The organism is Zobellia uliginosa (assembly GCF_018860745.1).
Taxonomy (GTDB): Bacteria; Bacteroidota; Bacteroidia; order Flavobacteriales; family Flavobacteriaceae; genus Zobellia; species Zobellia uliginosa_B.
In genome coordinates, this window is the sequence record NZ_JAHKPY010000012.1 from 252,731 (window position 1) to 277,266 (window position 24,536).

Genomic DNA, 24,536 nt, shown 5'->3' on the forward strand with positions numbered 1-24,536 from the left:
TTCGGTAACGGTTTTCGTTCTTAATAACAAACCTGAAACCAGTTATTCAATTTTATTACCAGCTTGCTTTTTTAACACCTGGTATAAGACCTTTATTGGCCATCTCTCTGAACATAACCCTAGAGATACCAAAAGTTCTCATATATCCTTTTGGTCTACCTGTTAATTTACAACGATTGTGCATACGAACAGGAGATGCATTTCTTGGCAACTTTTGCAACGCTTCGTAATCTCCAGCCTCTTTTAAAGCTTTTCTTTTCTCGGCATATTTAGCAACAGTCTTTGCCCTTTTGCGCTCACGGGCCTTCATTGATTCTTTAGCCATACTACTTCTTTTTAAAAGGTAATCCTAATTCCGTTAATAATGATTTTGCTTCTTTGTCCGTTTCGGCCGTAGTTACAAAGGTAATATCCATTCCGTCAATTCTATTGATTTTATCAATATTGATTTCAGGAAAAATTATTTGCTCCGTAACACCAAGGCTATAATTTCCACGACCATCAAAGCCTGTAGCTTTAATCCCTTGAAAATCACGAACTCGTGGCAATGCACTTGTAATTAATCGATCTAAAAATTCGTACATACGCTCACCACGTAAAGTTACTTTAGCACCAATTGGCATGCCTTTACGCAACTTAAACGCCGCAACATCTTTCTTAGATAATGTAGCAACAGCTCTTTGACCAGTAATATTAGTCAATTCATCTACCGCATGATCGATAAGTTTCTTATCTGCAACAGCGGCACCTACACCTCTACTCACAACTATCTTCTGAAGTTTTGGTACTTGCATTACATTTTTGTAACCAAACTCTTCTTTGAGCGCATTTACAATACGCTCACCGTATTCTTTCTTTAACCTTGAAACGTAAGCCATAACTTATATTACTTCATTGGATTTCTTAGATAACCGGACTTTCTTCCCGTCTCTAACCTCGTACCCTACTCTTGTAGTCTCACCTGATTTTGCATCAATAAGCGCAAGATTAGATATATGGATAGGAGCTTCTTTTTTAACGATACCACCTTGAGGATTTTGCGCACTTGGCTTCTGATGTTTAGAAACCATATTAGCACCTTCAACGATAGCTTTGTTCTTTTCACGGTTTACAGTCATAACCTTGCCTTCAGTACCTTTATGGTCTCCTGCAATGATACGAACCGTATCTCCCGTTTTAATTTTCAACTTTTTCATGCTTGCTCTAATATTAAAGTACCTCAGGGGCCAATGAAACAATTTTCATGAATTGCTTGTCGCGTAATTCGCGGGCAACCGGACCGAAAACACGGGTTCCTCTCATTTCTCCCGTTGGATTTAACAATACACAGGCATTGTCATCGAAACGAATGTATGAACCATCTGGTCTTCTAACTTCTTTCTTTGTTCTTACAACTACCGCCGTAGACACTGCACCTTTTTTAATACCCCCATTTGGCGTAGCCTCTTTAACGGTAACAACGATCTTATCTCCGATGGAAGCGTATCTTCTCTTGGTTCCCCCAAGAACACGAATGGTCAAAACTTCTTTTGCCCCAGTGTTATCCGCTACCTTTAATCTTGATTCTTGCTGTAACATATTATTTAGCTCTTTCTAAGATTTCTACTAAACGCCAAGTTTTAGTCTTACTCAACGGGCGCGTCTCCATTATCTTAACGGTATCACCTTCATTGCAGTCATTCTTTTCATCATGTGCAACGTATTTTTTCGTCTTTAAAACGAACTTACCGTACATAGGGTGCTTTACTCGCTTTACCTCTGCCACAACAATGGATTTCTCCATTTTGTTACTGGTTACAACCCCTATCCTCTCTTTTCTTAAGTTTCTTTTTTCTTCCATAAAGCAGAACCAGTTATTGGTTTTCCCTATTAGTTAATTCCGTTGCTAATCTAGCTACCGTTCTTCTTGTCTTTCTGATTAGAAGTGGATTCTCAAGAGGCGTTACAAAATGCGCTATCTTAAGGTTCGCAGACTCCTTTTTAAACTCAGCAAGCTTCTGCTTAAGTTCTTCTGTAGACAGTTCTTTAATTTCTTTGTTTTTCATGGTACAACTTAGATTAAATCTTGATCAACGTAGTCACGTGCAACAATAAATTTTGTTTGCACAGGTAACTTTTGCGCTGCCAACCTTAATGCTTCTTTAGCAACATCTATAGGTACACCAGCAACTTCAAATAAAACTCTTCCAGGCTTCACGGCAGCAACGAAATACTCAGGAGCACCCTTACCCTTACCCATTCGAACCTCAAGAGGTTTTTTGGTAATAGGCTTGTCCGGAAATATCTTTATCCATAACTGGCCTTGCCTTTTCATATATCTAGTAGCCGCGATACGAGCAGCCTCGATCTGACGTGACGTTATAAATTTTGAATCCAAAGTTTTAATGCCGAACATTCCATTTGATAATTGAAATCCTCTACCCGCATTGCCTTTCATGCGGCCCTTTTGCATCTTACGAAACTTGGTTCTTTTAGGTTGTAACATTGTTTACTTCTTTAAAAAATTACTTTCTACGACGTTGCTTTCTTCCGCCATCACGTTTATCACCACCCTTTGAAGATTGACCCTTGGTCATTCCCACTAACGGAGACAATTCACGTTTGCCGTACACTTCACCTTTCATAATCCAAACCTTTATCCCTAACTTACCGTAAGTCGTTTGTGCTTCATGTAAAGCATAATCGATATCTGCACGGAAAGTAGACAATGGAATACGACCATCTTTATAAGATTCTGAACGCGCCATCTCTGCTCCGTTCAAACGACCTGAAATCTGAATCTTAATACCCTCAGCATTCATTCTCATTGCCGCAGCAATAGCCATTTTAATAGCTCTTCTAAATGAAATTCTGCTTTCAATTTGACGAGCAACACTTGCCGCTACCAAATTTGCATCAAGTTCAGGTCTTTTGATCTCATAAATATTGATCTGAACCTCTTTATTCGTGATTTTCTTAAGCTCTTCCTTAAGCTTATCTACCTCTTGACCACCTTTACCTATAATAATACCAGGTCTTGCGGTTGTCACAGTTATTGTTATCAACTTTAAGGTACGTTCGATAATTACTCTTGAAACGCTGGCTTTCGCTAAACGCGCATGAATATACTTACGTATCTTATCGTCTTCAGCTAGCTTATCTCCATAATCGTTTCCACCGTACCAGTTAGATTCCCATCCCCTGATAATTCCTAGACGATTTCCTATCGGATTTGTTTTCTGTCCCATTCTAGCTTTCTATATTATTATTAGACCCCAAAACCAATGTAACATGGTTGGAACGTTTTCTAATTCTATGTGCTCTACCCTGTGGAGCTGGACGCAATCTTTTTAACATACTACCTCCATCAACACGGATTTCCTTTACAAAAAGATCTGCATCCTCTACACTAGCATCCTCATTCTTGGATTGCCAGTTTGCCAACGCAGAAAGCAACAACTTCTCTATCTTACGAGAAGCCTCTTTTGGATTAAAACGCAAAATAGCTAAAGCTTTTTCAACCTTTACACCTCTTACAAGATCAGCTACCAAACGCATTTTTCTAGGCGATGTAGGACAGTTGTTCAACTTGGCGAACGCTATCTGTTTTTTCTCGGCCTTAATTCTTTCGGCCATCTGTTTTTTTCGAACTCCCATAGCTTACTTTTTACCTTTGTTCTTGGCTCCCGCATGACCCCTAAAAGATCTTGTTGGAGAAAATTCGCCTAATTTATGACCTACCATATTCTCTGTAACGAAAACAGGAACAAACTGCCTTCCATTGTGAACAGCTATAGTCTGACCTACAAAATCAGGTGTTATCATCGATGCTCTTGACCACGTTTTAATAACGCTCTTCTTCCCGGAAGAAGCGGTTTGCTGGATTTTTTTCTCCAAGCTATAATGAACGTAAGGTCCTTTTTTTAACGATCGTGCCATTGTTTCTTACTTTTTATTTCTTTCTACGTTCTAGAATATACTTATTCGTCTTCTTGGTCCTAGTACGCGTTCTATAACCTTTAGCCGGTATTCCGTTTCTTGATCTTGGATGACCACCAGAAGCCCTACCTTCACCACCACCCATTGGGTGATCAACAGGGTTCATAGCAACCGGCCTAGTTCTAGGTCTCTTGCCTAACCATCTACTTCTACCTGCTTTACCAGATACCAATAACTGATGATCAGAGTTTGAAATAGCTCCTATCGTAGCCATACACGTAGACAATATCAATCTAGTTTCACCTGAAGGCATCTTAACAGTAACAAATTTACCGTCTTTCGCCATTAACTGAGCAAAAGTACCTGCACTTCTAGCCATAACAGCTCCCTGACCAGGTCGTAATTCTATACAAGAAATAATAGTACCTAATGGAATTTCACTTATAGGTAATGCATTACCAATTTCAGGAGCAACATTACTACCAGAAGAAACCTCTTGACCTACTTGCAATCCGTTTTGCGCGATGATGTACCTCTTCTCACCATCAGCATATTTTAACAATGCAATAAAAGCGGTTCTATTTGGATCATATTGGATAGACTCAACAACACCAGCAACATCTTGCTTATCTCTTTTGAAATCTATTACACGATACCTTCTCTTATGCCCACCACCTCTATGGCGTATGGTCATCTTTCCTTGACTGTTTCTTCCTCCCGATTTTTTTAACGGAGCGAGTAAACTCTTCTCCGGCTTATCAGCAGTAATGGCGTCAAAACCATTTACTACTCTAAAACGCTGACCGGGGGTTATGGGTTTTAATTTTCTAACTGACATTTCTTGTCTTTATAGATTACTGTAAAAATCAATGATATCACCTTCAACCACATCCACTATTGCTTTTTTAATAGCATTAGTTTTACCATGCTGTACGCCGGTTTTGGTGAAACGTGTTTTACGAGACGGACCATAATTCATGGTACGCACTTTCTTTACCGAAACACCGTAAGTTGCCTCTACAGCATCCTTTATCTGAATCTTGTTGGCCCTTGGATCAACTACGAAACCATAACGATTATATAACTCACTCTCGGCGGTCATTTTTTCCGTTATTATTGGTTTTATCAACACACTCATGGCTTTCTATTTTGTTAAGTTTGACTCCAATCCTTCTAAAGCACCTTCCAACAACACAATACTATTTGCATTAAGAATTTTATAAGTGCTTATTTCTGAGGAAGTTACAACTTCGGAACCTTTCAAATTTCGCGAAGACAAATATACGCTATTATTTGAATCACCCAAGACAAACAACGATTTTTTGTTTTCAAGTCCCAATGACTTCAAAACTCCTTGAAAATCTTTTGTCTTTGGCGTATCAAAATTAAAGTCTTCCACAACCAAAATTGCTTGTTCTTTAGACTTGATACTAAGTGCAGATTTACGAGCCAAACGCTTAACGTTTTTGTTCAACTTTTGACCGTAATCTTTAGGTCTTGGCCCAAAAATTCTACCACCACCTCTAAAAATAGGAGATTTAATACTACCGGCACGTGCTGTACCAGTTCCTTTTTGCTTCTTGATCTTACGAGTGCTTCCCGCAATTTCCGCACGCTCTTTAGCTTTGTGCGTTCCTTGCCTTTGGTGTGCTAAATACTGCTTAACATCCAAGTACACCGCATGATCATTAGGCTCTATTGCAAAAACAGCATCAGAAAGGTCTGCCTTTCTACCTGTTTCTTTTCCTTTGATATCTAAAACTGCTACCTTCATTACTTTTCGATAGTTACGTAAGCGTTCTTATGACCTGGAACAGCCCCTTTTACTACTAAAAGGTTCTTTTCCGGAACCACCTTTAACACTCTAAGGTTTTGAACGGTAACTCTATCGCCACCCATTCTACCGGCCATTTTCATTCCTTTAAAAACTCTAGCAGGATAAGATGCAGCACCAATGGAACCTGGAGCTCTCAAACGGTTATGCTGACCGTGAGTCGCCTGACCTACACCACCAAATCCGTGGCGCTTTACAACACCTTGAAACCCTTTACCTTTAGACGTACCTATTACATCTACAAATTCTCCTTCCACAAATACATCAACACCAACGGTGTCTCCTAATTTGTAATCCTCATCAAAACCTTGAAACTCAACGACTTTTTTCTTAGGAGACGTACCTGCTTTTTTAAAATGACCTGCTTCGGCCTTATTAGCACGCTTATCTGCCTTGTCATCGAAACCAAGCTGAAGGGCCTTATAACCATCAACTTCTTCGGTTCTGACTTGGGTGACTACACATGGCCCTGCTTCAATAACGGTACAAGGAATATTCTTCCCGTTCTCATCAAAGATGCTGGTCATGCCTACCTTTTTTCCAATTAACCCAGACATACTGATTTTAGATTATGGAATTCAGATTTAACAAAACCCGTCTTCCGTTTATATATACTTATATTAATTACTCGTTAACTATGGGACAAAAAAACAGGGTCAAAACAATTCAACCCTGATTGTTTCTTCCGTTTTTCCCTCGCACGCAGCTCGGGACATGTCCCCCATCCATAAACGGATGGGCTAAAACTATACTTTTATCTCAACCTCTACACCGCTAGGAAGCTCAAGCTTCATAAGCGCATCAATAGTCTTTGATGAAGAACTATAAATATCCAACAAACGCTTATACGAGCTAAGTTGAAATTGTTCTCTAGATTTCTTATTTACGTGCGGTGAACGCAAAACCGTAAATATTTTTTTATGCGTAGGCAATGGAATTGGACCAGTTACCACAGCTCCGGTAGTTTTTACCGTCTTTACGATTTTTTCAGCAGACTTATCTACCAAATTGTGATCGTAAGATTTTAATTTTATTCTAATTTTCTGGCTCATCTTTTTAAAAAATTAAGCGGTTGTAATACCTTTTGCTGCCTTTATAACTTCTTCTGAAATATTCGATGGAGTAGCTGCATAATGCGAGAATTCCATAGTTGATGTTGCTCTACCAGACGATAATGTTCTTAATGAAGTTACATATCCAAACATTTCAGACAATGGCACTGTACCTTTTACAACTTTAGCACCTGCCCTATCACTCATATCGCTGATTGTACCTCTCCTACGGTTCAAATCACCAACAATATCACCCATGTTTTCCTCAGGTGTAAGCACCTCGATCTTCATGATTGGCTCCATTATTACGGCACCAGCTGCTTTACCAGCCGCTTTGTATCCCATTTTTGCCGCCAATTCAAAAGAAAGTGCATCAGAATCCACAGGGTGAAAAGACCCATCTTTCAATACAACTTTCATTGTATCCATTTCGAAACCTGCCAACGGACCGTTTAACATTGCCGCTTTAAAACCTTTCTCTACCGAAGGAATAAATTCTTTAGGAATACGACCACCTTTTATCTCATCAACAAACTGCAATCCTTCTCCTTCAAAATCCTCATCTGCAGGACTCATTTCAAAAACAATATCACCAAACTTACCACGACCACCGGATTGCTTTTTATAAGTTTCTCGGTGCGAAGCCAATTTAGTAAGTGCTTCTTTATATTCTACCTGAGGCTCACCTTGATTCACCTCAACTTTGAATTCACGCTTTAAACGGTCTACAATAATATCCAAGTGAAGCTCACCCATACCAGATATAATAGTCTGACCTGAAGCTTCATCAGTTTTAACTTGAAAAGTAGGATCCTCTTCAGCCAATTTAGCCAAAGCCATACCTAATTTATCAACATCAACCTTAGTCTTAGGCTCAACAGCAATACCGATTACCGGATCTGGAAAATCCATACTTTCCAATACAATAGGATGCTTCTCAGCAGACATTGTATCTCCAGTTTTAATATCCTTAAACCCTACAGCAGCTCCAATATCCCCAGCTTCGATAAAATCTATAGCGTTTTGTTTATTGGAATGCATCTGATAAATACGTGAGATACGCTCTTTTTTACCTGAACGGTTATTCAATATATAAGAACCAGCGTCCAAACGACCTGAATACGTTCTAAAGAAAGCCAACCGACCTACAAAAGGATCTGTCGCAATTTTAAATGCTAAAGCAGCAAACGGCTCCTTAACATCCGGTTTTCTTGACTCTTCCTCACCTGTATCTGGATTGACACCAACAATAGCATCTTTATCTACCGGTGAAGGCAAATATCTACAAACTGCATCCAACAAAAACTGAACACCTTTATTTTTAAATGAAGAACCACATATCATAGGAATAATAGCCCTATCCATTACAGCAGCTCTTAATGCAGCATGAACTTCTTTTTCCGTGATAGAATCCTCATCTTCGAAGAACTTCTCCATCAACTCTTCATCATATTCAGCAACAGCCTCAATTAAAGCAGCTCTATACTCCTTAACTTCCGCCTTCATCTCTTCAGGAATATCCACAACATCAAAAGTCGACCCGAAACCTTCTTCATGCCAAACGATTGCTCTGTTTTTTGCCAAATCCACGATTCCTCTAAAATCAGCTTCATCACCAATAGGCAAAACAATAGGGACGGCATTAGAACCTAACATCTCTTTAACCTGCTTACACACATTTAAGAAGTTAGAACCTTGACGATCCATTTTATTCACGAAACCAATACGCGGAACTTTATAGTTATCAGCTAATCTCCAGTTAGTTTCAGACTGTGGCTCAACACCATCTACTGCACTAAAAAGAAAAACCAGACCATCTAAAACACGTAATGAACGGTTTACCTCAACCGTAAAATCAACGTGTCCCGGTGTGTCTATTATATTAAAGTGATAATCTTTAGTTTCAGGCAACGCCTTCGCGTTTTCCATTGGAAACTTCCATGTACATGTTGTAGCAGCAGAAGTAATGGTAATCCCACGCTCTTGCTCCTGCTCCATCCAGTCCATAGTAGCCGCACCATCGTGCACCTCACCTATCTTATGACTAACACCCGTATAAAAAAGTATACGCTCCGTTGTTGTTGTTTTACCAGCATCAATATGAGCAGCAATACCTATATTTCTTGTAAATTTTAAATCTCTTGCCATTTTCGATTAGAATCTAAAGTGTGAAAAAGCTTTGTTAGCCTCAGCCATTTTATGCGTATCTACCCTCTTTTTAACAGCCGCACCTTCCTCTTTCGAAGCGGCAAGAACCTCTGCTGCTAATTTTTGTGCCATTCCTTTTTCATTACGCTTTCTTGCAAAACTAATCAACCACTTCATTGCAGTTGAAATCTTACGATCCGGCCTAATTTGCATTGGAATCTGAAATGTAGCACCACCTACTCTCCTACTCCTAACCTCTACGTGAGGCATAACATTTGAAAGTGCATCCTTCCAAAGTTCTAAAGCAGTTTTTTCTTCATCGGTCTTTTTTTCCTCTACGATATCCATTGCATCATAGAAAACATTAAAAGCGATTGACTTCTTACCGTCCCACATCATCATGTTAACAAAACGTGTTACCAATTGATCGTTAAATCTTGGATCTGGTAAAAGCGGTCTTTTCTTTGCCTGTCTTTTTCTCATTACTTAATAGTTTAGAGTCTTGAATTCATATTGAAACTCATCATCTCAATCTTCACCCACTACTCTTTGTTCATTTACTTCTTAGGGCGTTTTGCACCGTACTTAGACCTTCGTTGAGTTCTTCCTGCAACACCTGCAGTATCCAAAGCACCTCTAACGATATGGTATCTAACACCTGGCAAATCTTTTACCCTTCCGCCCCTTACTAATACTATCGAGTGCTCCTGGAGGTTATGTCCTTCCCCGGGTATGTAAGCATTTACTTCCTTACCGTTTGTCAACCTTACCCTTGCTACTTTTCTCATAGCTGAATTTGGTTTCTTCGGTGTAGTCGTATAAACACGAGTACAAACCCCTCTTCTCTGAGGACACGAATCCAAAGCCGCCGATTTACTCTTCTTAGTAATCGTGGACCTTCCTTTTCGTACTAATTGTGAAATTGTTGGCATACTAAATATATATGTATAAATAACCCCTTGTTTAAGGGTCGGCAAATGTAAGACTATTTCGCAGAAATTCAAACAGTTTGCAATTTATTTTAAATAAATTAATTGCGAGTGAATTTTTATTAAAAAAAATAAGCCCAAAATTAAAGACACACACAAGATTTAAAGTATGCATTATCGACAACAAATGATATGAAAAATAATCACTACTTCTATATTATTAGATAAGACCTTAATCATTATCAATAGAAAACAACCGACAATTATCCTTAATTTTCCTAAAAGGAATTACTCCTTTTTAAATGTAAAAAAAAACTGAAATTTCAAATACTATGTCTTAAAACTACTTATTAACATGAAATTTCCTGTTAATATTTAGCTAAAATATTATTTAAACAACAAATTGAGTCAAAAATGCTGATTATTGAGCAATTCCAATTTTTTTAACAAAAACCGGCATCCATATTCATTTAGAGAATTCAAAAATCACGTTTTCTACAACTTTACATGTGTTTTCTGTGTGATTTTCCTAAAATAATTGCTCAAAACCTCATTTTATAACACCAAAAACCTATGCATGCATAATTTTGAGTTAAAAAAAATTGCATAATTAACGTGGATTTGTGACTTTTGGCGCTAGCTAATTCAAATAATTATAAAATGAGAGCAAAACAAAAAGGATTGTTAACGCTGTTTTTGGCGTTAGTCGTGCAAATATCCTTTGCACAAAGCAAATCGATTACCGGAACGGTATCTGACCAAGATGGTCTACCACTGCCGGGAGTTAACATTGTTGTTCAAGGTACCACCAACGGTACCCAAACAGATTTTGACGGAAACTACGCCATTTCGGCTAGCGAAGGTCAAACATTAGTATTCTCTTACATTGGTCAAAAAAGCACTTCTGCCGTAGTAGGATCATCTAACAGTTTGAATGTTCAGATGGAGGAGGATGCCCAGGCTTTGGACGAGGTTGTTGTGACTGCCCTTGGAATTAAAAGAAGTAAAAAATCTTTAGGATATGCAACACAAAAAGTTGATGCTGAAGAGCTTTCAACCGTAAAAGAATCAAATGTTCTTAACCAACTTTCAGGAAAGGTTGCTGGTCTTGCGGTTCAAAGAACTAATAACCTTGGGGGTTCTACCAACGTTGTAATCCGTGGACAAACTTCTCTAACCGGAAATAACCAAGCATTATTTGTTGTTGATGGTGTGCCAATTTCTAACAGAAATACAAATACCGGAACTCAATCACAAGGTTCTACTGGATATGATTACGGAAATCCCGTTTCTGACATCAACCCAGATGACATTGAGTCTATGAACGTATTAAAAGGTGCTGCTGCAACTGCATTGTATGGGTCAAGAGCTTCTAATGGTGTAATTGTGATAAACACCAAAAAAGGTAGTCAAGCAAATACTAAGGACTATACTATAACTTTATCTTCAAACGCTAGCATCGGTAGTATTGACAGTAGTACTTTTCCTGAGTTTCAAAAAGGATATGGAGCTGGTTACGGTGGAAATGATTATAACTTCAGTCCTTCAGATTTTAATGGTGACGGAACGATTGACAACTATGCAAATGTAAATGATGATGCATCTTTTGGACCTGCATTTGACCCTAACCTAAACTTACTACAATGGGATGCACTTTATCCTCAACTACCTGAAACTTACGGCGTCGCAAGACCATGGGTAGCTGCAGAAAACGGCCCTATGAGCTTTTTTACAACTCCAACATCTTTTACAAATTCTGTTGCCGTAGCCAAAAGATTTGCTGACGGAGATGGTTCGTTTAGATTATCATACTCTAATTATGATGCTACAGGCATACTACCTAATAGTTCTCAGAAGAGAAACACCTTTTCTTTATCCGCTACCGCACAATTAACGGATAAGCTTGAAGCAACTGGATATGTTACCTATGTAAACACTAAAACAGTTGGTAGAAACTCTACAGGATATAATGACAATATTGTAGGTTTTATGCGCCAGTGGGGACAAAACAATGTAGATTTTGCAAGGCAAAAAGCTGCTTACGAACAAACGGGAGAAAACATAACATGGAACCCTAAATCGCCAACAGACTTACAGCCAATATACTGGGACAACCCATATTGGACACGTTACGAAAACTACCAAAGTGACGGAAGAGACAGACTTACAGGTTATGCTCAATTGAAATACCAAATTGCTGAAAATCTTTCCGTTACCGGTAAAGCAGCCGTAGACCAATATAGCGAAATACAGGAAGAAAGAAGAGCCGTAGGGTCTGTTGCAACTGGTTTTGGTATTAATGAAGGTCCCGATGGAAGTTACAACAGAAGTGATCAAACTTCAGGATATCTAAGAAGAAACATCAACGCGAGAGAAACGAACTTAGATGTGATATTGAACTATTCTAAAAACTTTTCCGATGATTTCAGTTTTAGTTCTTTCTTGGGTGGTAACGTTAGGCACGAAACCTTAAATATGGTTACCGCTGCAACTAATGGTGGTCTTAAAGTTCCTGGAGTATATTCTCTTCAGAATACAACTGATGCCCTACCTAACCCTAAAGAACGGGATGAAACTATAGAAGTTCAAAGTTTCTTCGCAGGTGCAACTTTTGGATACAAAGATTTCCTTTTCTTAGAAGGAACTCTACGTAGAGATCAATCTTCTACATTACCCGCAGATAATAACTCATATTATTACCCAGCTGTTTCAGGGTCTTACCTATTCTCGAACAACTTAAACATACCATTTATTAAGTTTGGTAAATTAAGAGCTAACTGGGCACAAATTGGCAACGATACCAATTTTGATAGAATTAACGACACATACACTGCCCTAACTTCTTTCCAAGGAAATGCCGCTGCAGCAGTAAGCAACTCAAAGAAAAACCCAGACTTAAAACCTGAAATCTCAAGGTCTTACGAAGTAGGTCTTGAAATGAGGTTTTTAGAAAAGGCAAACGTAGGTTTTGATATTGCTTATTACAAAACAAATACAACAGATCAGATTGTTCCGGTTTCCGTTAGTGAAACCACAGGATTTCTTAGCAAAATTATTAATGCTGGTGAGCTAGAGAACCAAGGTCTAGAAATAGCTGCCTTCTCTGAATTTGACATTACAGAAAATTTCAAATGGAAATTAAATGTAAACTGGTCTAAAAATGAAAGTGAAGTAATTTCTTTAGCCGATGGATTGGACGAACTATTAATTGGATCTTTTGGGGTTCAAGTAGTAGCTAAACCAGGTGAAGCCTATGGTGCTTTAAAAGGAACCGACTATACTTACAACGAAAATGGGCAAAAGATAATTGGTGATGACGGCAAACCAGTTTGGAGTGATGCTGATCAAATTATTGGTAACGGTAACCCAGATTGGCTAGCAGGTGTTAGAAATACATTTTCTTACAAAAACCTAGCCTTAAGTGTGTTCGTAGATATTAGAAGTGGTGGGGAAATGTACTCACTGGATCAAAGATATGGCCAGGCTACAGGAGTTTTGGCTAGTAGTGACTATATAAACGATTTAGGTAACCCAGTAAGAAACTCAATAGCAAATGGCGGCGGTTTTATTTATGAGGGAGTTCTGGCAGACGGAACACCTAATACTAAAAGACTAGACGCTAGTGCTTTCGGAAATACGGGTTACCGAGCATTACCACTTAGCGAATTTGTTTACGACGCCTCATTCGTTAAGTTACGTGAGGTTAGTTTAGCTTATAACTTCCCTAAAGATTTTGTTTCAAAGTTAAGAATGGACAACCTGTCTTTAAGTCTAGTTGGTTCTAACTTATGGATTATCCATAAAAATATACCTGATGCAGATCCTGAAACTGGTTTTGGATCTGGTAATATTCAAGGTATTTCTTCTGGGTCATTACCTACCACTAGAAATTTCGCACTAAATCTTAAACTTCAATTTTAATATATATAAAATGAAAAAAAATATAATAATAGCTCTTATCTCTTTAGTCGCACTTTCGTGTACTAATGATTTGGAAGAGCTGAACGTCAACAAAAAAGATTTTGCGATCACTACAGACGCATCTCTTTTTACAAGCGCACAGTACAAGTTGTTTAACCAAATGACAGAGACTAGTGTAAATGAGAACATTTTTCGGTTAGTTGTTCAACACTGGACCGAGACCACCTATACAGATGAGGCAAACTATGATTTCAAAACAAGAAACATAGATGAATTTCATTGGGAAACTTTATATAGAGATGTATTAAAGAATTTTAAAGAAGCAAAAAGTTTGGTTTCTGGCTTACCAGATGTGCAAACTAATAAAACTGCAACCATTGAGCTTTACGAAATCTATACCTACTACGTTCTTGTAACTTCCTTTGGTGATATTCCTTATACCGAAGCTTTAGATATAGATGTATTAAATCCTACTTTCAATACGCAAGAAGAAGTATTTAATGACCTACTTGATCGATTGGATAACAATGTAATTTCAAAATTCGTAACTGGTGAAGTTGGTTTCTCTGCTTCAGAAGACATTGTTTACAATGGAGATATTGAGCAATGGATAAAATTCGCCAATTCCTTAAAATTACAAATGGGAATGCTCTTAGCGGATTCTGATCCTGCTAAAGCACAAACTGTTGTAAATTCTGCTATAGAAGGCGGAGTTTTCACTTCAGCTAGCGACAATATGAAAATTGCTTTTGAAAGCGCAGCTCCTTATACAAATCCTGTATATGCAGCATTAGTACTATCAGGTCGTGATGATTATGTTCCTACAAATACTATTGTAGATATGATGGGTAGTTTAAACGACCCAAGAAGAGATGACTATTTTACCTTACTTAATGGTGAATACGTTGGAGGCTTACCTGGTGAACTAAACTCATTTGCAAGGTATTCTCACGTTTCCGACAAGATTGGTAAGGACCCAACTTTAGAGGCGCCGTTAATGACCTATTATGATGTTGAATTTTTATTAGCTGAAGCTGTAGAAAGAGGGTTTATAACTGGTGATGCAGCTGAACACTATAATAATGCCATTACTGCTTCTATACTCTATTGGGGCGGAACCAATGTGGAAGCAGACAGTTATTTAGGTCAAGCTTCTGTAGCCTATGCAACAGCCGAAGGAGATTTTAAGGAAAAAATAGGAACACAGAAATGGTTGGCCTTATACAATAGAGGTTATGAATCCTGGACTGAATGGAGAAGGTTGGACTATCCAATATTAGTTGCTCCCGAGGATGCCAAAACAACAAATAATCTTCCTCCATTTCGTATAACATACCCTGATGTTGAACTCACTTTGAACGAGGCTAATCTAAAAGCTGCTATTTCCAACATTGGTGGAGATGAATTAGAAACTAAATTATTCTGGGATAAGCTTTAATTAAAAAACAGTCATAAAATTCAAATTATGAAAAAACTTAATATATTTTATATTTTACCCATATGCGTTCTTTTCTCTTGTAGTGAAGATGATGGGGCTATCACTAATTATGATTTAGGTGCTAATGTCATCCTAAGTCCATCGAGTTTAAGCAATCTTGATGAGAATCATACTATGGAACTTTCCCTTCTTACTGCTGATGATGTAACCGTAACAGGTGTAAAAGTTACCAAGGGTGAATCTACAGTTGATGCGACTATCTCTGGAAACCTTGCCACCTTTAATTCTTCCCTTTTAGGCACACTAAATGGTGAAGAGCAAGAAGAGGATGGGATCGATATTACAACCGTTACTTCGCTCTCCAATGGTCTACCATATTCAAAAGATTTTAATGTTGCGATTACAAAAGCACTTTCTCTTGAAAAAGGTTTAGAAGCTATTACCTATAATTCTTCTGTGGAAGACACTTTGTCATTTGCTGCCTCTACAAAATCTGCAATAATTGATAATATTTCTTTGGAATGGAAAAACGGAGAAGAAGGTACGTATGCACCTACAACCCCATTAGGAGAGGCTTTAGATGTTGATGGCAACGAAATTATATTCGCTAACTTCACAGATGAAAGTTACGGTTATAATTTAGCCGTTAAGGACACACTTTATTACAGGTTTATTGCTACGAGCGGTTCTTTAACTGATACTCTTGAGACTTATATACCAATTATTAGTCAGACTTTTGAAGCTGCCAATAGTGTATCTTTAAGTTCTGATCTTTCGATAAACAAATTAAATCTTGATACTGCAACTTTCTACGGTGACACTAACACCGAAGATGGAGAAATAAAATTCCAAGATCCTTCAGGTTTTGAAAAAGAAGGTGATACAGATATAGATTTTGTTAAAGTTGGAGATTTATCTGGTGAAAGCGAGTATTACAATACTGTAGAAAAACTTTTCGCAGAAAAAGATCTGTTAATTGCTGAAAGGTTATATGATGCAGGTACAAAGGAAACAGGATTTAGTATTACCGCTAAAGGAGACCTATATATTTACAAAGTAACTAGAGCTTCCGAAGAAGAAGGAGAAGATGACATTACTGAGTACGGTATGATAAAAATTGGAGATATTGTCACTACTAATGGTGGTACTAGCTTAACCGAAATTAACATTGAATTTGGTGAGGGTGAAATTAAATAACTAACACCTTTTTTATTATAATTTTTAAAAGAGACTACCTTTACAGGTAGTCTCTTTTTGTTTTGTAGTAATACTATTTATTATTGAGAGCATATAAAAAGTATACACCGTACTTTTTTCTTATAACAGAATCCAATAATATAATTCTGTAATAACCTATATTTGCGCCCATGGACAAAACAACTCAAATTTACGGTATACGCGCGGTCATAGAAGCTATAAATGCCAATGAACCTATTGACAAGGTGTTTGTCCAGAAAGGCCTTAAAGGTGACTTATCGCGAGAGTTAGAAGGATTGATCCGTAAAAACGGAATCAACTGTTCCTATGTACCTATTGAAAAGCTGAATCGATTGACACAAAGCAACCACCAAGGTGTTGTTGCCAATATTTCTCCCATTACCTTTTATGAACTTGAGGAACTTGTTGAATCTGTGATAGCGGACAAGAAAGCTCCTTTATTTTTACTATTAGATCAACTTTCCGATGTTCGTAATTTTGGTGCGATTATAAGAACTGCGGAATGTACCGGAGTTGATGGTATCATTATTCAGAAAAAAGGTGCTGCTCCCGTAACTGCAGATACTATTAAGACTTCTGCCGGTGCCGCTTTTAAAGTGCCTATCGCAAAAGTCGACCACATTAAAGATGCCGTTTATTACTTACAGGGAAGTGGTATAAGCGTAGTTGGTGCTACCGAGAAAACGGAAACCTCTGTTTATGACGTTAATTTTACTGGGCCATCGGCTATTATTATGGGTTCTGAAGATAGAGGCATCTCCCCCTCTACCCTAAAGGCTGCGGACCATTTAGCCAAATTACCATTATTAGGTGAAATTGAGTCTTTAAACGTTTCTGTTGCTTGTGCTGTATTCTTATATGAAGCTGTAAGACAAAGAATTTCAGTTAAATCTTAATTCAAAGTAGTTTCACAGAGTGTAGTTCACTCCTATTCTATAGAATCACTCTCTTTGTTTTCTTTAAAGTGATATGTAATTTGGATTCCCTCGTCAGGAACAACTTCTTCGGGTGGTAATTCTATAAAATTCCCGTTTTCATCAAACTGCCTTAAAAACGCATCTGCTTCTTCATCATAATCCTCTTTCTCCCAATCGTATTTTTTTACGGGTGGTAATTCGGTTTTCAACGTAAATGCTAAGAAAAGTCCTCCAAGAAATCCGCCTAAATGTCCTTCCCAAGAAATTCCATCTTCCACCGGAAAAATATACCAAAGCATACTTCCATAAATAAAAACTACGATTAAGGACAAGGCTACCAACCTATAGTGTTTGGTAAATATTCCCTTAAAAAATATAAAGCTTGCTAAAAGGTAGATAACACCGCTGGCACCAATATGATATGAAGGTCTACCCAATGACCAAGTAAACAAACCGGAAATTAAAATACCTATTAAAATTACCCGTAGCGCAATACTTCTATAGAAATAAAACAACGAGGCAGTCAAAATGGCTAACGGAATAGTGTTATTATAGAGATGTTCTAGCGAACCATGAATAAACGGGCTAAAAATAATGCCTTTTAAGCCAGAAACTCGTTGAGGATATACACCGTAATCATTTAGGTTGATTTTAAAGCGCAATTCCACCCAAAATACTGTCCATATAGTAATCACTGCCAATAAAGGGGCAATGATAACACTATTGGTAAATTTAAAATAAATGTTTTCGGACATATGTTCTAAAACTAGCAATAAGTTAGCCAACTCATTAAAGACTGCTAAATAGTCATTTCATGATGATGACAACTCTTATTGCAAAAAAGCTCGTTTGCTTCTTTATATGAAACAATCTTCTGCCAACTTTATTATACTTTTGCCGTATGAATGAACCCTTAGCCGAACGTATTCGCCCTAAAACCTTAGAAGATTATATCAGCCAGAATCATCTTGTAGGGAAAGATGGCTCATTAACGAACCAGATTAAAAGAGGTATTATTCCCTCTCTTATTCTTTGGGGTCCTCCGGGTACCGGCAAAACAACGTTGGCAAATATCATTGCAACAGAAAGTCAGCGTCCTTTTTATGTACTAAGTGCTATTAACAGTGGTGTTAAAGATATTCGTGAGGTAATAGAAAAGGCAAAGAAAAGTGGAGGGCTATTCACGGCTAAAAATCCAATTCTGTTTATTGACGAGATACACCGCTTTAGCAAATCACAACAAGATTCGCTTTTAGCTGCTGTGGAGAAAGGCTGGGTTACATTGATCGGCGCCACTACAGAAAACCCAAGTTTTGAGGTAATCCCAGCTTTATTATCACGATGTCAGGTATATATTTTAAACGCTTTTGGAAAAGATGATTTAGAAAATCTATTAAAAAGAGCAATCAAAGAGGATAAATACCTTAAATCAAAAAAAATAGACCTAAAAGAGACTGAAGCTCTGATGCGACTATCTGGTGGTGATGGTCGAAAATTGCTGAACATCTTTGAGCTCGTGGTAAATTCTGAATCTGGAGACACTATAGAAATTACGGATAAGCTTGTTATGAGCAAGGTTCAAAAAAATACGGTGCTCTATGATAAAACAGGTGAACAACATTATGATATTGTTTCAGCGTTTATAAAATCCATTCGTGGAAGCGACCCTAACGGTGCCGTTTATTGGTTAGCTAGAATGATCGAAGGTGGCGAGGATATAAAATTCATTGCCAGAAGGCTTCTTATTTCAGCTTCTGAAGATATTGGCCTTGCAAACCCTACTGCTTTGGTTATTGCCAACAATGCTTTTCAAGCGGTTACTACAATAGGATATCCCGAGGCTAGTATAATTCTCAGCCAATGTGCCGTGTACTTGGCCACTTCTCCTAAAAGTAATGCCAGTTATATGGCAATTAAAAAGGCACAGCAAAAAGTTAGAGAAACCGGTGACCTCTCCGTACCTCTACCCTTGCGAAATGCACCTACCAAATTAATGAAGGATTTAGGGTATGGTGCCGAATACCAATACGCCCATGATTACGAAAACAACTTTGTAGATGCAGAGTTTCTTCCGGAGGAAATATCGGGAACGCCATTTTATCAGCCCGGAAATAACTCCCGTGAAAATGCAATCAAAGAATTTTTAAAGAATAGGTGGAAAGGTAAGTATGACCATTAAAATTTAACGGTCAATTCTTCTGTTTTCAGTTTTCCGTCAACATACTGCTCAAAAAACCATTTTTCGCCTTGCTGATAAACCACTCCATTTGCACTATCACCTTCGGCTATAAAATAATTTGGTAAAGAGGTCTTGTATATTTTTAATTGAATTTTAGGCGTACTATCTACCAACTGAAATCCGTTTGGGATTTCCTGTGCATAAAGTGCTCCCCTTGTAGATTTCTCTGCATTAATTACAACACTAGCTGCAGTTGGAACCGCAGGTGGCGCTTGAACAGAACTCTTTAAGTTAGAAGGCTTGGGTCTATTATCCTTATAACTTTGGTTTTCTCTAGTAGCTTTCTGTTGAACCATTGGTTGTTTGTTTTTTGGCTCATACGACTCTGGCTTTTCTTCTATCTGCTTTACATCGTTTTGCATGCTTACGGTTACGGGCTCAGTTTTATCGGCCTTACCATTATAACTATAACTGACAGTATTTAAAGACTTAAAGGCATTTCTTAAAGCTTCTCCGTATGCTGACTTATAATCCTTCTCCTTACTTTTACCTACAGCTGTTGCATAAACTTCTTCTCCTTTACAATTCTCTAGGGTAACACTTGTTTTAGTAGAAAACATTGACGAATCATCTATAAGGTTTGCTGTTAAACCTAAACATCTATTGTTGTTTAATTCGCTAGGTAATTCATCCTCATAAACCGTTTGGAATCCTTCTTCGGTAAATAGATATTTCACCAAAGTACTAGTCTGGTATTGATTAACCTTTTTGAAGTCGTCAAACTTCTTAGGAATAATAATATACTTGTAATCATTAAGTTGCTCTTGGCCCATACCAATTAGGCTTACCATAAAAAAACAGGTTAGGAATATATGCTTCACAATCTTTGTATTTAATATTTGTAATTAGGAAGATGAAAAAAGCGTGCCAAACCTTGAAGTTGTTCATTAATTGACACTATCATATCATTTCTTGCCCCAAGATATGATATTTAATCCTAATTGAAAAGAAGCATAATTACTATCTGCTAAATTGCCGTACGATAACAAATTATCGGCCATAGCATACATGTTTACGGGTCCAGCTTGTATGGAAACCCCTAAACCTACATTTGAATATGAAAACTTATCTATGGTATACGTAGTCTTAACACTCATGAAATTACCAAAGCGCCTTTGATAGAAACCGCTTAAAGCAACTTGCGGACCTCTTGGTCTATTTATAACATATAACTGCCCCCCGGCACTGTTTACATATTTGGCTCGTGCTCGGTTGCTTGAAGCATTTACACCACAGGCACAATTTGCCCTGTTGTCTACATGTTCTCCAAAGTTATAACGTAAAGAGCTATATAATTTGGTAGGCCTAAAGGCTACATAGCTATCCGTGTTATCATTAAATGGTACAAAACCTTCTACATCATCAACAAGCTCCTGCCAAAAATCTTCATTAGGATCAGCTGCCGCATCTGGCAAAATAATTTCTATTCCCTCTATTGTAGCCTTCCCGTTTAAAGTATAGTTTTTAATATCCTTTGAATGATAGATAAAACCTAAATCTAAAAGACTACCGGTAAAAACGAGTTGATCACTTAATTGGTACGTAAATCCAAGATCTACCCCTACACCAAGATTTCCTCCAAAAAATGCTCTCTTTGTAATCGTACTCCCTAGCGTACCATCATCTGAGGCATCTTTTAAACCGTTGAGTCCAGAAGTCCGCAATTGCATATCCGCTTCAACTGTACTAGAATAAATATTGTTTACACCTTCTTTCGTAATAAAAGTTCCCTTATTTTTTGTTGAGTTGAAATCAAAAATACTGGAGTAAATTTTGCCTCTTACCCCTATAGTAAGCTCATTGTCAATTTTTTTATTTAAGCCAACATGAAATACATTCATCAACTCACCGCGTGTTTTAAGGTGTCCTAAATCAAAAGCTTGATTGAGCTTGTCCGCATTTCCTTCAAAACCTAAAATGGCATAATCTTGAAACCAATAACCAATGGCATCCCCTTCAATATACATTCCTGCGGTATAGAAGTTATCAGGATTTTTTCCGCGGAAACCAAAATTTAGAATTTCAATTTGAAAAGTACCGCTCAACTCATCCCGAGCATTCATACCATAAATGGCTCGATCTCTAATCTTATCATTGATATCGAGGCCATCGTTTGAAAAAATATCATTTACAGAGATACCACTCAAACCTGCCTGAAGAGAAACACCTGATAACATAGGAACGCCCGCATACCACTGAAAATCCGTATCAACCCCAGGGTTGACCATTGCAGATTGAGGAATCTCAACAAAATCATACAACAACTGCTTGTTCTGTCCGAACATAGTAAAGCATGTCCAGAAAAGGACGATAGTAAGTGTTAGGGGGATTCTCATTGTACAATTTCCAATCTAAATTTTCCGCTGGATTTTAAAATGACCTTTGGTTCGGCCGCCGTTGAAGCACTTTGAGTACCACTTATGTTAACAGCCTCTACCCGTATACTTGAGGTATTTTTAATAATATCTATACTACGGCCAGAACTACCGTAAGCAACATCTACTTGCTGCATTTCCATTGGAGCAGGTGCAACAGGAATGATTACTGTATCAAGAACATTACCGTCCACATCCAACAATTCTATGGAAACACTTAATTCTGATTCTGTGGTATTTTCAACGATATAAGTAATAGTCCCATCAAGAACTCGTTTTGAAAAAACATTTGAACTAAAGGCATCAAAATTAAACTCTTGGCTAATTACATTGGCTTGGGTAGAAGCGTTTACCAAAGATTCAGGAGCTTCTACATAAAGAATACTGGCCTCAACCGTAGGTGTTACTCCAATCTCATCAAACTGATCAAAATCCTGATCCTCTATACACGATAAAAGTGTGAGGCAGGATAACATGCAAAGAATAGTGTATCTAAAAAATCTTATCATGGCAAAACCAAATTTTAGCCTTTATTGGCCCAATCGTGGCATTACCTAATATAACTCTATAAAAGGGATTTTATTTCGTGCAAATCGTCAATGATTTCACAAAAATCGTGTTTTGGTCCCTGATGTGCATTAAAGTGCAGGGCGTGATAACCTACGGCCTGTGCGCCAAGAATATCAGCTTCCAAACTATCTCCTATCATCAAAGAAGTTTCCGGCCTTGCTTTTGCCCTATCCAGCGCCAGTTTGAAGATAATCGGATCCGGTTTTTTAACTCCTGCCATTTCGGAATCTATAATCTGATCAAAATAGCTATGAATATTAGAATTTTTCAACTTTTTACTTTGAACTTCCTGAAAACCGTTAGTTATAATATGAAGTTTATACTTTGGCTTTAGATAATCCAATATGGACATAGCGTTAGGGAACAAGTGATTAAAAGAAGATAGATGAGCAATATAATCTTCAGATAGTTTATGAATCGTTTCATCCCCTACAGAATAGCTTAAATCATCAAAAACCGATTTTAAGCGTTGGTATCTTAATGCCTCCTTGGTAATTTTCCCTTCCCTGAAAAGCTTCCAAAAGGCAAAATTTGCTGGAATATATACTTCTAGAAAATCCGGAAGGGCGATTTCTATATTATTTTCTTGAAAAATTTTATCAAAAGTAAGGGCAGAGTTCTTTTCAAAATCCCATAAGGTATGGTCTAAATCGAAAAAAACATCAGTAACAACGTTTTTAAACATGGCATTGCTTTAATACGGTTTCGTAAAATTTCTTCCAGTCAATTTTTTCTTTTCCACCTAAAAGTTCATTGGAAAAAACCGAAACAAACTCACCATTTACGGCCTTTACCTCATCACATATATTGCGGACCTGATTTAGAATAGCATCTTCATTGGCACTATTCAGAAAGCCGTAATCATGAAACGCGAATGAATGTATACGTATGGGCTGTTGTACTTCTAAACTAATATCATAAAAGTAAAAAGGAGTACATGTGCTAGCCCTAAAACCTACTTCATGAGTGTAACCCATAGTATAATCATCTACAAACTCTGCTTCTACCAAATTCCTGTAGGTATGTGGTAAGTCTACCCTATTGTAACGTAATCTAGAGGAATTTATAGGTCGGTTTATAACTGATGTCAACCTTTTCTTTTCTTTCTTTAAAAGCTCTATATCATTAAAGGAACTATAAGAAGCGGCAAGTGCCACTTTGCTATAATCTGCAATGGATTTGATAAGAAAGCGAAAATTATTGTTATTCGGAGAAACATTCTTATCAAACGTAGAATAGTCTGCAAACTGAAAAAAGAATATACCTTTTACCCCATATTTTTTATGAAGATCAACCAACATTGTAAAATTGTCGTAAGGATCTTTTTGGGTATTAAACCACACCTTAACACGCTGCACAACCCTTTTAAACTTAAATGACCCCAAATCGTAGAAGAATCCGGCAACGCCTCTAACGATACCTCTATGTGCAAAGCAATGAGATGTGGTTACATCTATGGCAGAAACATAGCGATATTTTTTGGGCGTATACTCCAACTCCGGAAACTTGAGTTTTAATTCGTCCAACAATCTGTAAGCCCAAATATCTACAACAGGAGATCTAAGAAATTTATTTTTATAGGCGATACTGTCCTTAACGGGAAATCTCTCATGAATATCTTTTACATGTGGCAAGTACTCTTCGTACCTACTCAATAAATAAAAGCTGGCTGAAAATATATCAAAAGGAAGACTACTGCGTTCTCCGGCCCTAAAAAAGCAAGGAACACCATCCCAATCGTTAACCACGATCTGCAAGTCATTTATACCTTGCTCAAAAAGAAGATCGTTGCTACGAACAAAGAATTCATTTTGTAAAGGCTGTTTGGTATAGGTAATCTTAGCGCCCGAATGTTTTATGAAATCCTCAACTTTAGTGGTAAAAGAAATTTCAATACCCAATATACGCGTAAAGACCTGCTTCATGGTATATCTGAAACGCGGTGTAATCTTATGGGTATAAATAAGTAACATAATC

29 protein-coding genes are annotated in these 24,536 nt (G+C 37.6%); 5 read left to right on the plus strand and 24 right to left on the minus strand.

Annotation, left to right across the window (positions count from 1 at the left end; genetic code table 11):
• Positions 1 to 55: 55 nt before the first annotated feature.
• From rpsN to rpsL, 18 genes are all read right to left on the minus strand, one after another.
• Positions 56 to 325, minus strand: a complete 270-nt coding sequence (gene rpsN, locus KO521_RS12475) for a 30S ribosomal protein S14 (protein WP_076455840.1) — start codon at positions 323 to 325, stop codon at positions 56 to 58.
• Between the two features lies 1 nt (position 326).
• A complete protein-coding gene (rplE, locus tag KO521_RS12480; protein WP_215940243.1) occupies positions 327 to 878 on the minus strand; it encodes a 50S ribosomal protein L5 in 552 nt (183 codons plus the stop codon).
• A 3-nt stretch (positions 879 to 881) separates the two neighbouring features.
• Positions 882 to 1,196, minus strand: a complete 315-nt coding sequence (rplX, locus tag KO521_RS12485) for a 50S ribosomal protein L24 (protein WP_215940244.1) — start codon at positions 1,194 to 1,196, stop codon at positions 882 to 884.
• A 13-nt stretch (positions 1,197 to 1,209) separates the two neighbouring features.
• Positions 1,210 to 1,578 (minus strand): 50S ribosomal protein L14, encoded by a 369-nt coding sequence (gene rplN / locus KO521_RS12490; RefSeq protein ID WP_013993867.1) that lies wholly within the window; start codon positions 1,576 to 1,578, stop codon positions 1,210 to 1,212.
• A 1-nt stretch (position 1,579) separates the two neighbouring features.
• Positions 1,580 to 1,840, minus strand: coding sequence for a 30S ribosomal protein S17 (rpsQ, locus tag KO521_RS12495; protein ID WP_013993866.1), 261 nt, complete (start codon positions 1,838 to 1,840; stop codon positions 1,580 to 1,582).
• Between the two features lie 13 nt (positions 1,841 to 1,853).
• Positions 1,854 to 2,045 carry a 50S ribosomal protein L29 gene (gene rpmC, locus KO521_RS12500; protein WP_215940245.1) on the minus strand — a complete coding sequence of 64 codons (192 nt, stop codon included), beginning with the start codon at positions 2,043 to 2,045 and terminating at the stop codon, positions 1,854 to 1,856.
• An 8-nt stretch (positions 2,046 to 2,053) separates the two neighbouring features.
• Entirely contained in the window at positions 2,054 to 2,485 is a 432-nt protein-coding gene (gene rplP / locus KO521_RS12505) for a 50S ribosomal protein L16 (RefSeq protein WP_215940246.1), read from the minus strand.
• 19 nt (positions 2,486 to 2,504) lie between these two features.
• The gene (rpsC, locus tag KO521_RS12510) at positions 2,505 to 3,227 is read right to left on the minus strand and encodes a 30S ribosomal protein S3 (protein ID WP_215940247.1); all 723 of its coding nucleotides are present in this window, start codon (positions 3,225 to 3,227) and stop codon (positions 2,505 to 2,507) included.
• A gap of 1 nt (position 3,228) precedes the next feature.
• Positions 3,229 to 3,636: a 50S ribosomal protein L22 gene (gene rplV, locus KO521_RS12515; protein ID WP_215940248.1), complete on the minus strand. Its 408-nt coding sequence runs from the start codon at positions 3,634 to 3,636 to the stop codon at positions 3,229 to 3,231.
• 3 nt (positions 3,637 to 3,639) lie between these two features.
• A complete protein-coding gene (rpsS, locus tag KO521_RS12520; RefSeq protein WP_215940249.1) occupies positions 3,640 to 3,918 on the minus strand; it encodes a 30S ribosomal protein S19 in 279 nt (92 codons plus the stop codon).
• A 13-nt stretch (positions 3,919 to 3,931) separates the two neighbouring features.
• Entirely contained in the window at positions 3,932 to 4,756 is an 825-nt protein-coding gene (rplB, locus tag KO521_RS12525) for a 50S ribosomal protein L2 (protein ID WP_215940250.1), read from the minus strand.
• Between the two features lie 9 nt (positions 4,757 to 4,765).
• Complete coding sequence (gene rplW, locus KO521_RS12530; protein ID WP_194524650.1) at positions 4,766 to 5,056, minus strand: 50S ribosomal protein L23; 291 nt, start codon at positions 5,054 to 5,056, stop codon at positions 4,766 to 4,768.
• Positions 5,057 to 5,062: 6 nt separating this feature from the next.
• Positions 5,063 to 5,692 carry a 50S ribosomal protein L4 gene (gene rplD / locus KO521_RS12535; RefSeq protein WP_215940251.1) on the minus strand — a complete coding sequence of 210 codons (630 nt, stop codon included), beginning with the start codon at positions 5,690 to 5,692 and terminating at the stop codon, positions 5,063 to 5,065.
• Positions 5,692 to 6,309 (minus strand): 50S ribosomal protein L3, encoded by a 618-nt coding sequence (gene rplC, locus KO521_RS12540; protein WP_215940252.1) that lies wholly within the window; start codon positions 6,307 to 6,309, stop codon positions 5,692 to 5,694. The genes rplD and rplC overlap by 1 nt, the downstream gene beginning before the upstream one ends.
• Before the next feature lie 189 nt (positions 6,310 to 6,498).
• Positions 6,499 to 6,804, minus strand: coding sequence for a 30S ribosomal protein S10 (gene rpsJ, locus KO521_RS12545; protein WP_007094989.1), 306 nt, complete (start codon positions 6,802 to 6,804; stop codon positions 6,499 to 6,501).
• Between the two features lie 12 nt (positions 6,805 to 6,816).
• Complete coding sequence (gene fusA, locus KO521_RS12550) at positions 6,817 to 8,952, minus strand: elongation factor G (protein ID WP_215940253.1); 2,136 nt, start codon at positions 8,950 to 8,952, stop codon at positions 6,817 to 6,819.
• Positions 8,953 to 8,958: 6 nt separating this feature from the next.
• Positions 8,959 to 9,435: a 30S ribosomal protein S7 gene (rpsG, locus tag KO521_RS12555; protein ID WP_215940254.1), complete on the minus strand. Its 477-nt coding sequence runs from the start codon at positions 9,433 to 9,435 to the stop codon at positions 8,959 to 8,961.
• Positions 9,436 to 9,509: 74 nt separating this feature from the next.
• On the minus strand, positions 9,510 to 9,884 hold the full coding sequence (gene rpsL, locus KO521_RS12560) for a 30S ribosomal protein S12 (RefSeq protein ID WP_010519393.1): 375 nt from the start codon (positions 9,882 to 9,884) through the stop codon (positions 9,510 to 9,512).
• Positions 9,885 to 10,541: 657 nt separating this feature from the next.
• Here rpsL and KO521_RS12565 point away from each other — a divergent pair.
• The 4 genes from KO521_RS12565 to rlmB all read left to right on the plus strand — a co-directional run bounded on the left by KO521_RS12565 (position 10,542) and on the right by rlmB (position 17,354).
• On the plus strand, positions 10,542 to 13,802 hold the full coding sequence (locus tag KO521_RS12565) for a SusC/RagA family TonB-linked outer membrane protein (RefSeq protein WP_215940255.1): 3,261 nt from the start codon (positions 10,542 to 10,544) through the stop codon (positions 13,800 to 13,802).
• A gap of 10 nt (positions 13,803 to 13,812) precedes the next feature.
• On the plus strand, positions 13,813 to 15,240 hold the full coding sequence (locus KO521_RS12570) for a SusD/RagB family nutrient-binding outer membrane lipoprotein (RefSeq protein WP_215940256.1): 1,428 nt from the start codon (positions 13,813 to 13,815) through the stop codon (positions 15,238 to 15,240).
• Positions 15,241 to 15,267: 27 nt separating this feature from the next.
• The gene (locus KO521_RS12575; RefSeq protein WP_215940257.1) at positions 15,268 to 16,437 is read left to right on the plus strand and encodes a hypothetical protein; all 1,170 of its coding nucleotides are present in this window, start codon (positions 15,268 to 15,270) and stop codon (positions 16,435 to 16,437) included.
• 170 nt (positions 16,438 to 16,607) lie between these two features.
• Positions 16,608 to 17,354, plus strand: coding sequence for a 23S rRNA (guanosine(2251)-2'-O)-methyltransferase RlmB (gene rlmB, locus KO521_RS12580; RefSeq protein ID WP_215940258.1), 747 nt, complete (start codon positions 16,608 to 16,610; stop codon positions 17,352 to 17,354).
• A 32-nt stretch (positions 17,355 to 17,386) separates the two neighbouring features.
• Here rlmB and KO521_RS12585 read toward each other — a convergent pair whose 3' ends face one another.
• Positions 17,387 to 18,130 carry a rhomboid family intramembrane serine protease gene (locus tag KO521_RS12585; RefSeq protein ID WP_215940259.1) on the minus strand — a complete coding sequence of 248 codons (744 nt, stop codon included), beginning with the start codon at positions 18,128 to 18,130 and terminating at the stop codon, positions 17,387 to 17,389.
• Between the two features lie 146 nt (positions 18,131 to 18,276).
• Between KO521_RS12585 and KO521_RS12590 the strand changes: the two genes are divergently transcribed.
• On the plus strand, positions 18,277 to 19,554 hold the full coding sequence (locus KO521_RS12590) for a replication-associated recombination protein A (protein WP_215940260.1): 1,278 nt from the start codon (positions 18,277 to 18,279) through the stop codon (positions 19,552 to 19,554).
• Here KO521_RS12590 and KO521_RS12595 read toward each other — a convergent pair.
• From KO521_RS12595 to KO521_RS12615, 5 genes are all read right to left on the minus strand, one after another.
• Entirely contained in the window at positions 19,551 to 20,405 is an 855-nt protein-coding gene (locus KO521_RS12595; RefSeq protein WP_215940261.1) for a hypothetical protein, read from the minus strand. The two genes, KO521_RS12590 and KO521_RS12595, sit on opposite strands and share 4 nt — an antisense overlap.
• A 114-nt stretch (positions 20,406 to 20,519) precedes the next feature.
• Complete coding sequence (locus KO521_RS12600; RefSeq protein WP_215940262.1) at positions 20,520 to 21,950, minus strand: DUF5723 family protein; 1,431 nt, start codon at positions 21,948 to 21,950, stop codon at positions 20,520 to 20,522.
• On the minus strand, positions 21,947 to 22,465 hold the full coding sequence (locus tag KO521_RS12605) for a hypothetical protein (protein ID WP_215940263.1): 519 nt from the start codon (positions 22,463 to 22,465) through the stop codon (positions 21,947 to 21,949). The genes KO521_RS12600 and KO521_RS12605 overlap by 4 nt, the downstream gene beginning before the upstream one ends.
• Before the next feature lie 89 nt (positions 22,466 to 22,554).
• Entirely contained in the window at positions 22,555 to 23,244 is a 690-nt protein-coding gene (locus KO521_RS12610) for a YjjG family noncanonical pyrimidine nucleotidase (protein WP_215940264.1), read from the minus strand.
• Complete coding sequence (locus tag KO521_RS12615) at positions 23,237 to 24,484, minus strand: polysaccharide deacetylase family protein (protein WP_436801489.1); 1,248 nt, start codon at positions 24,482 to 24,484, stop codon at positions 23,237 to 23,239. The genes KO521_RS12610 and KO521_RS12615 overlap by 8 nt, the downstream gene beginning before the upstream one ends.
• Positions 24,485 to 24,536 lie beyond the last annotated feature (52 nt).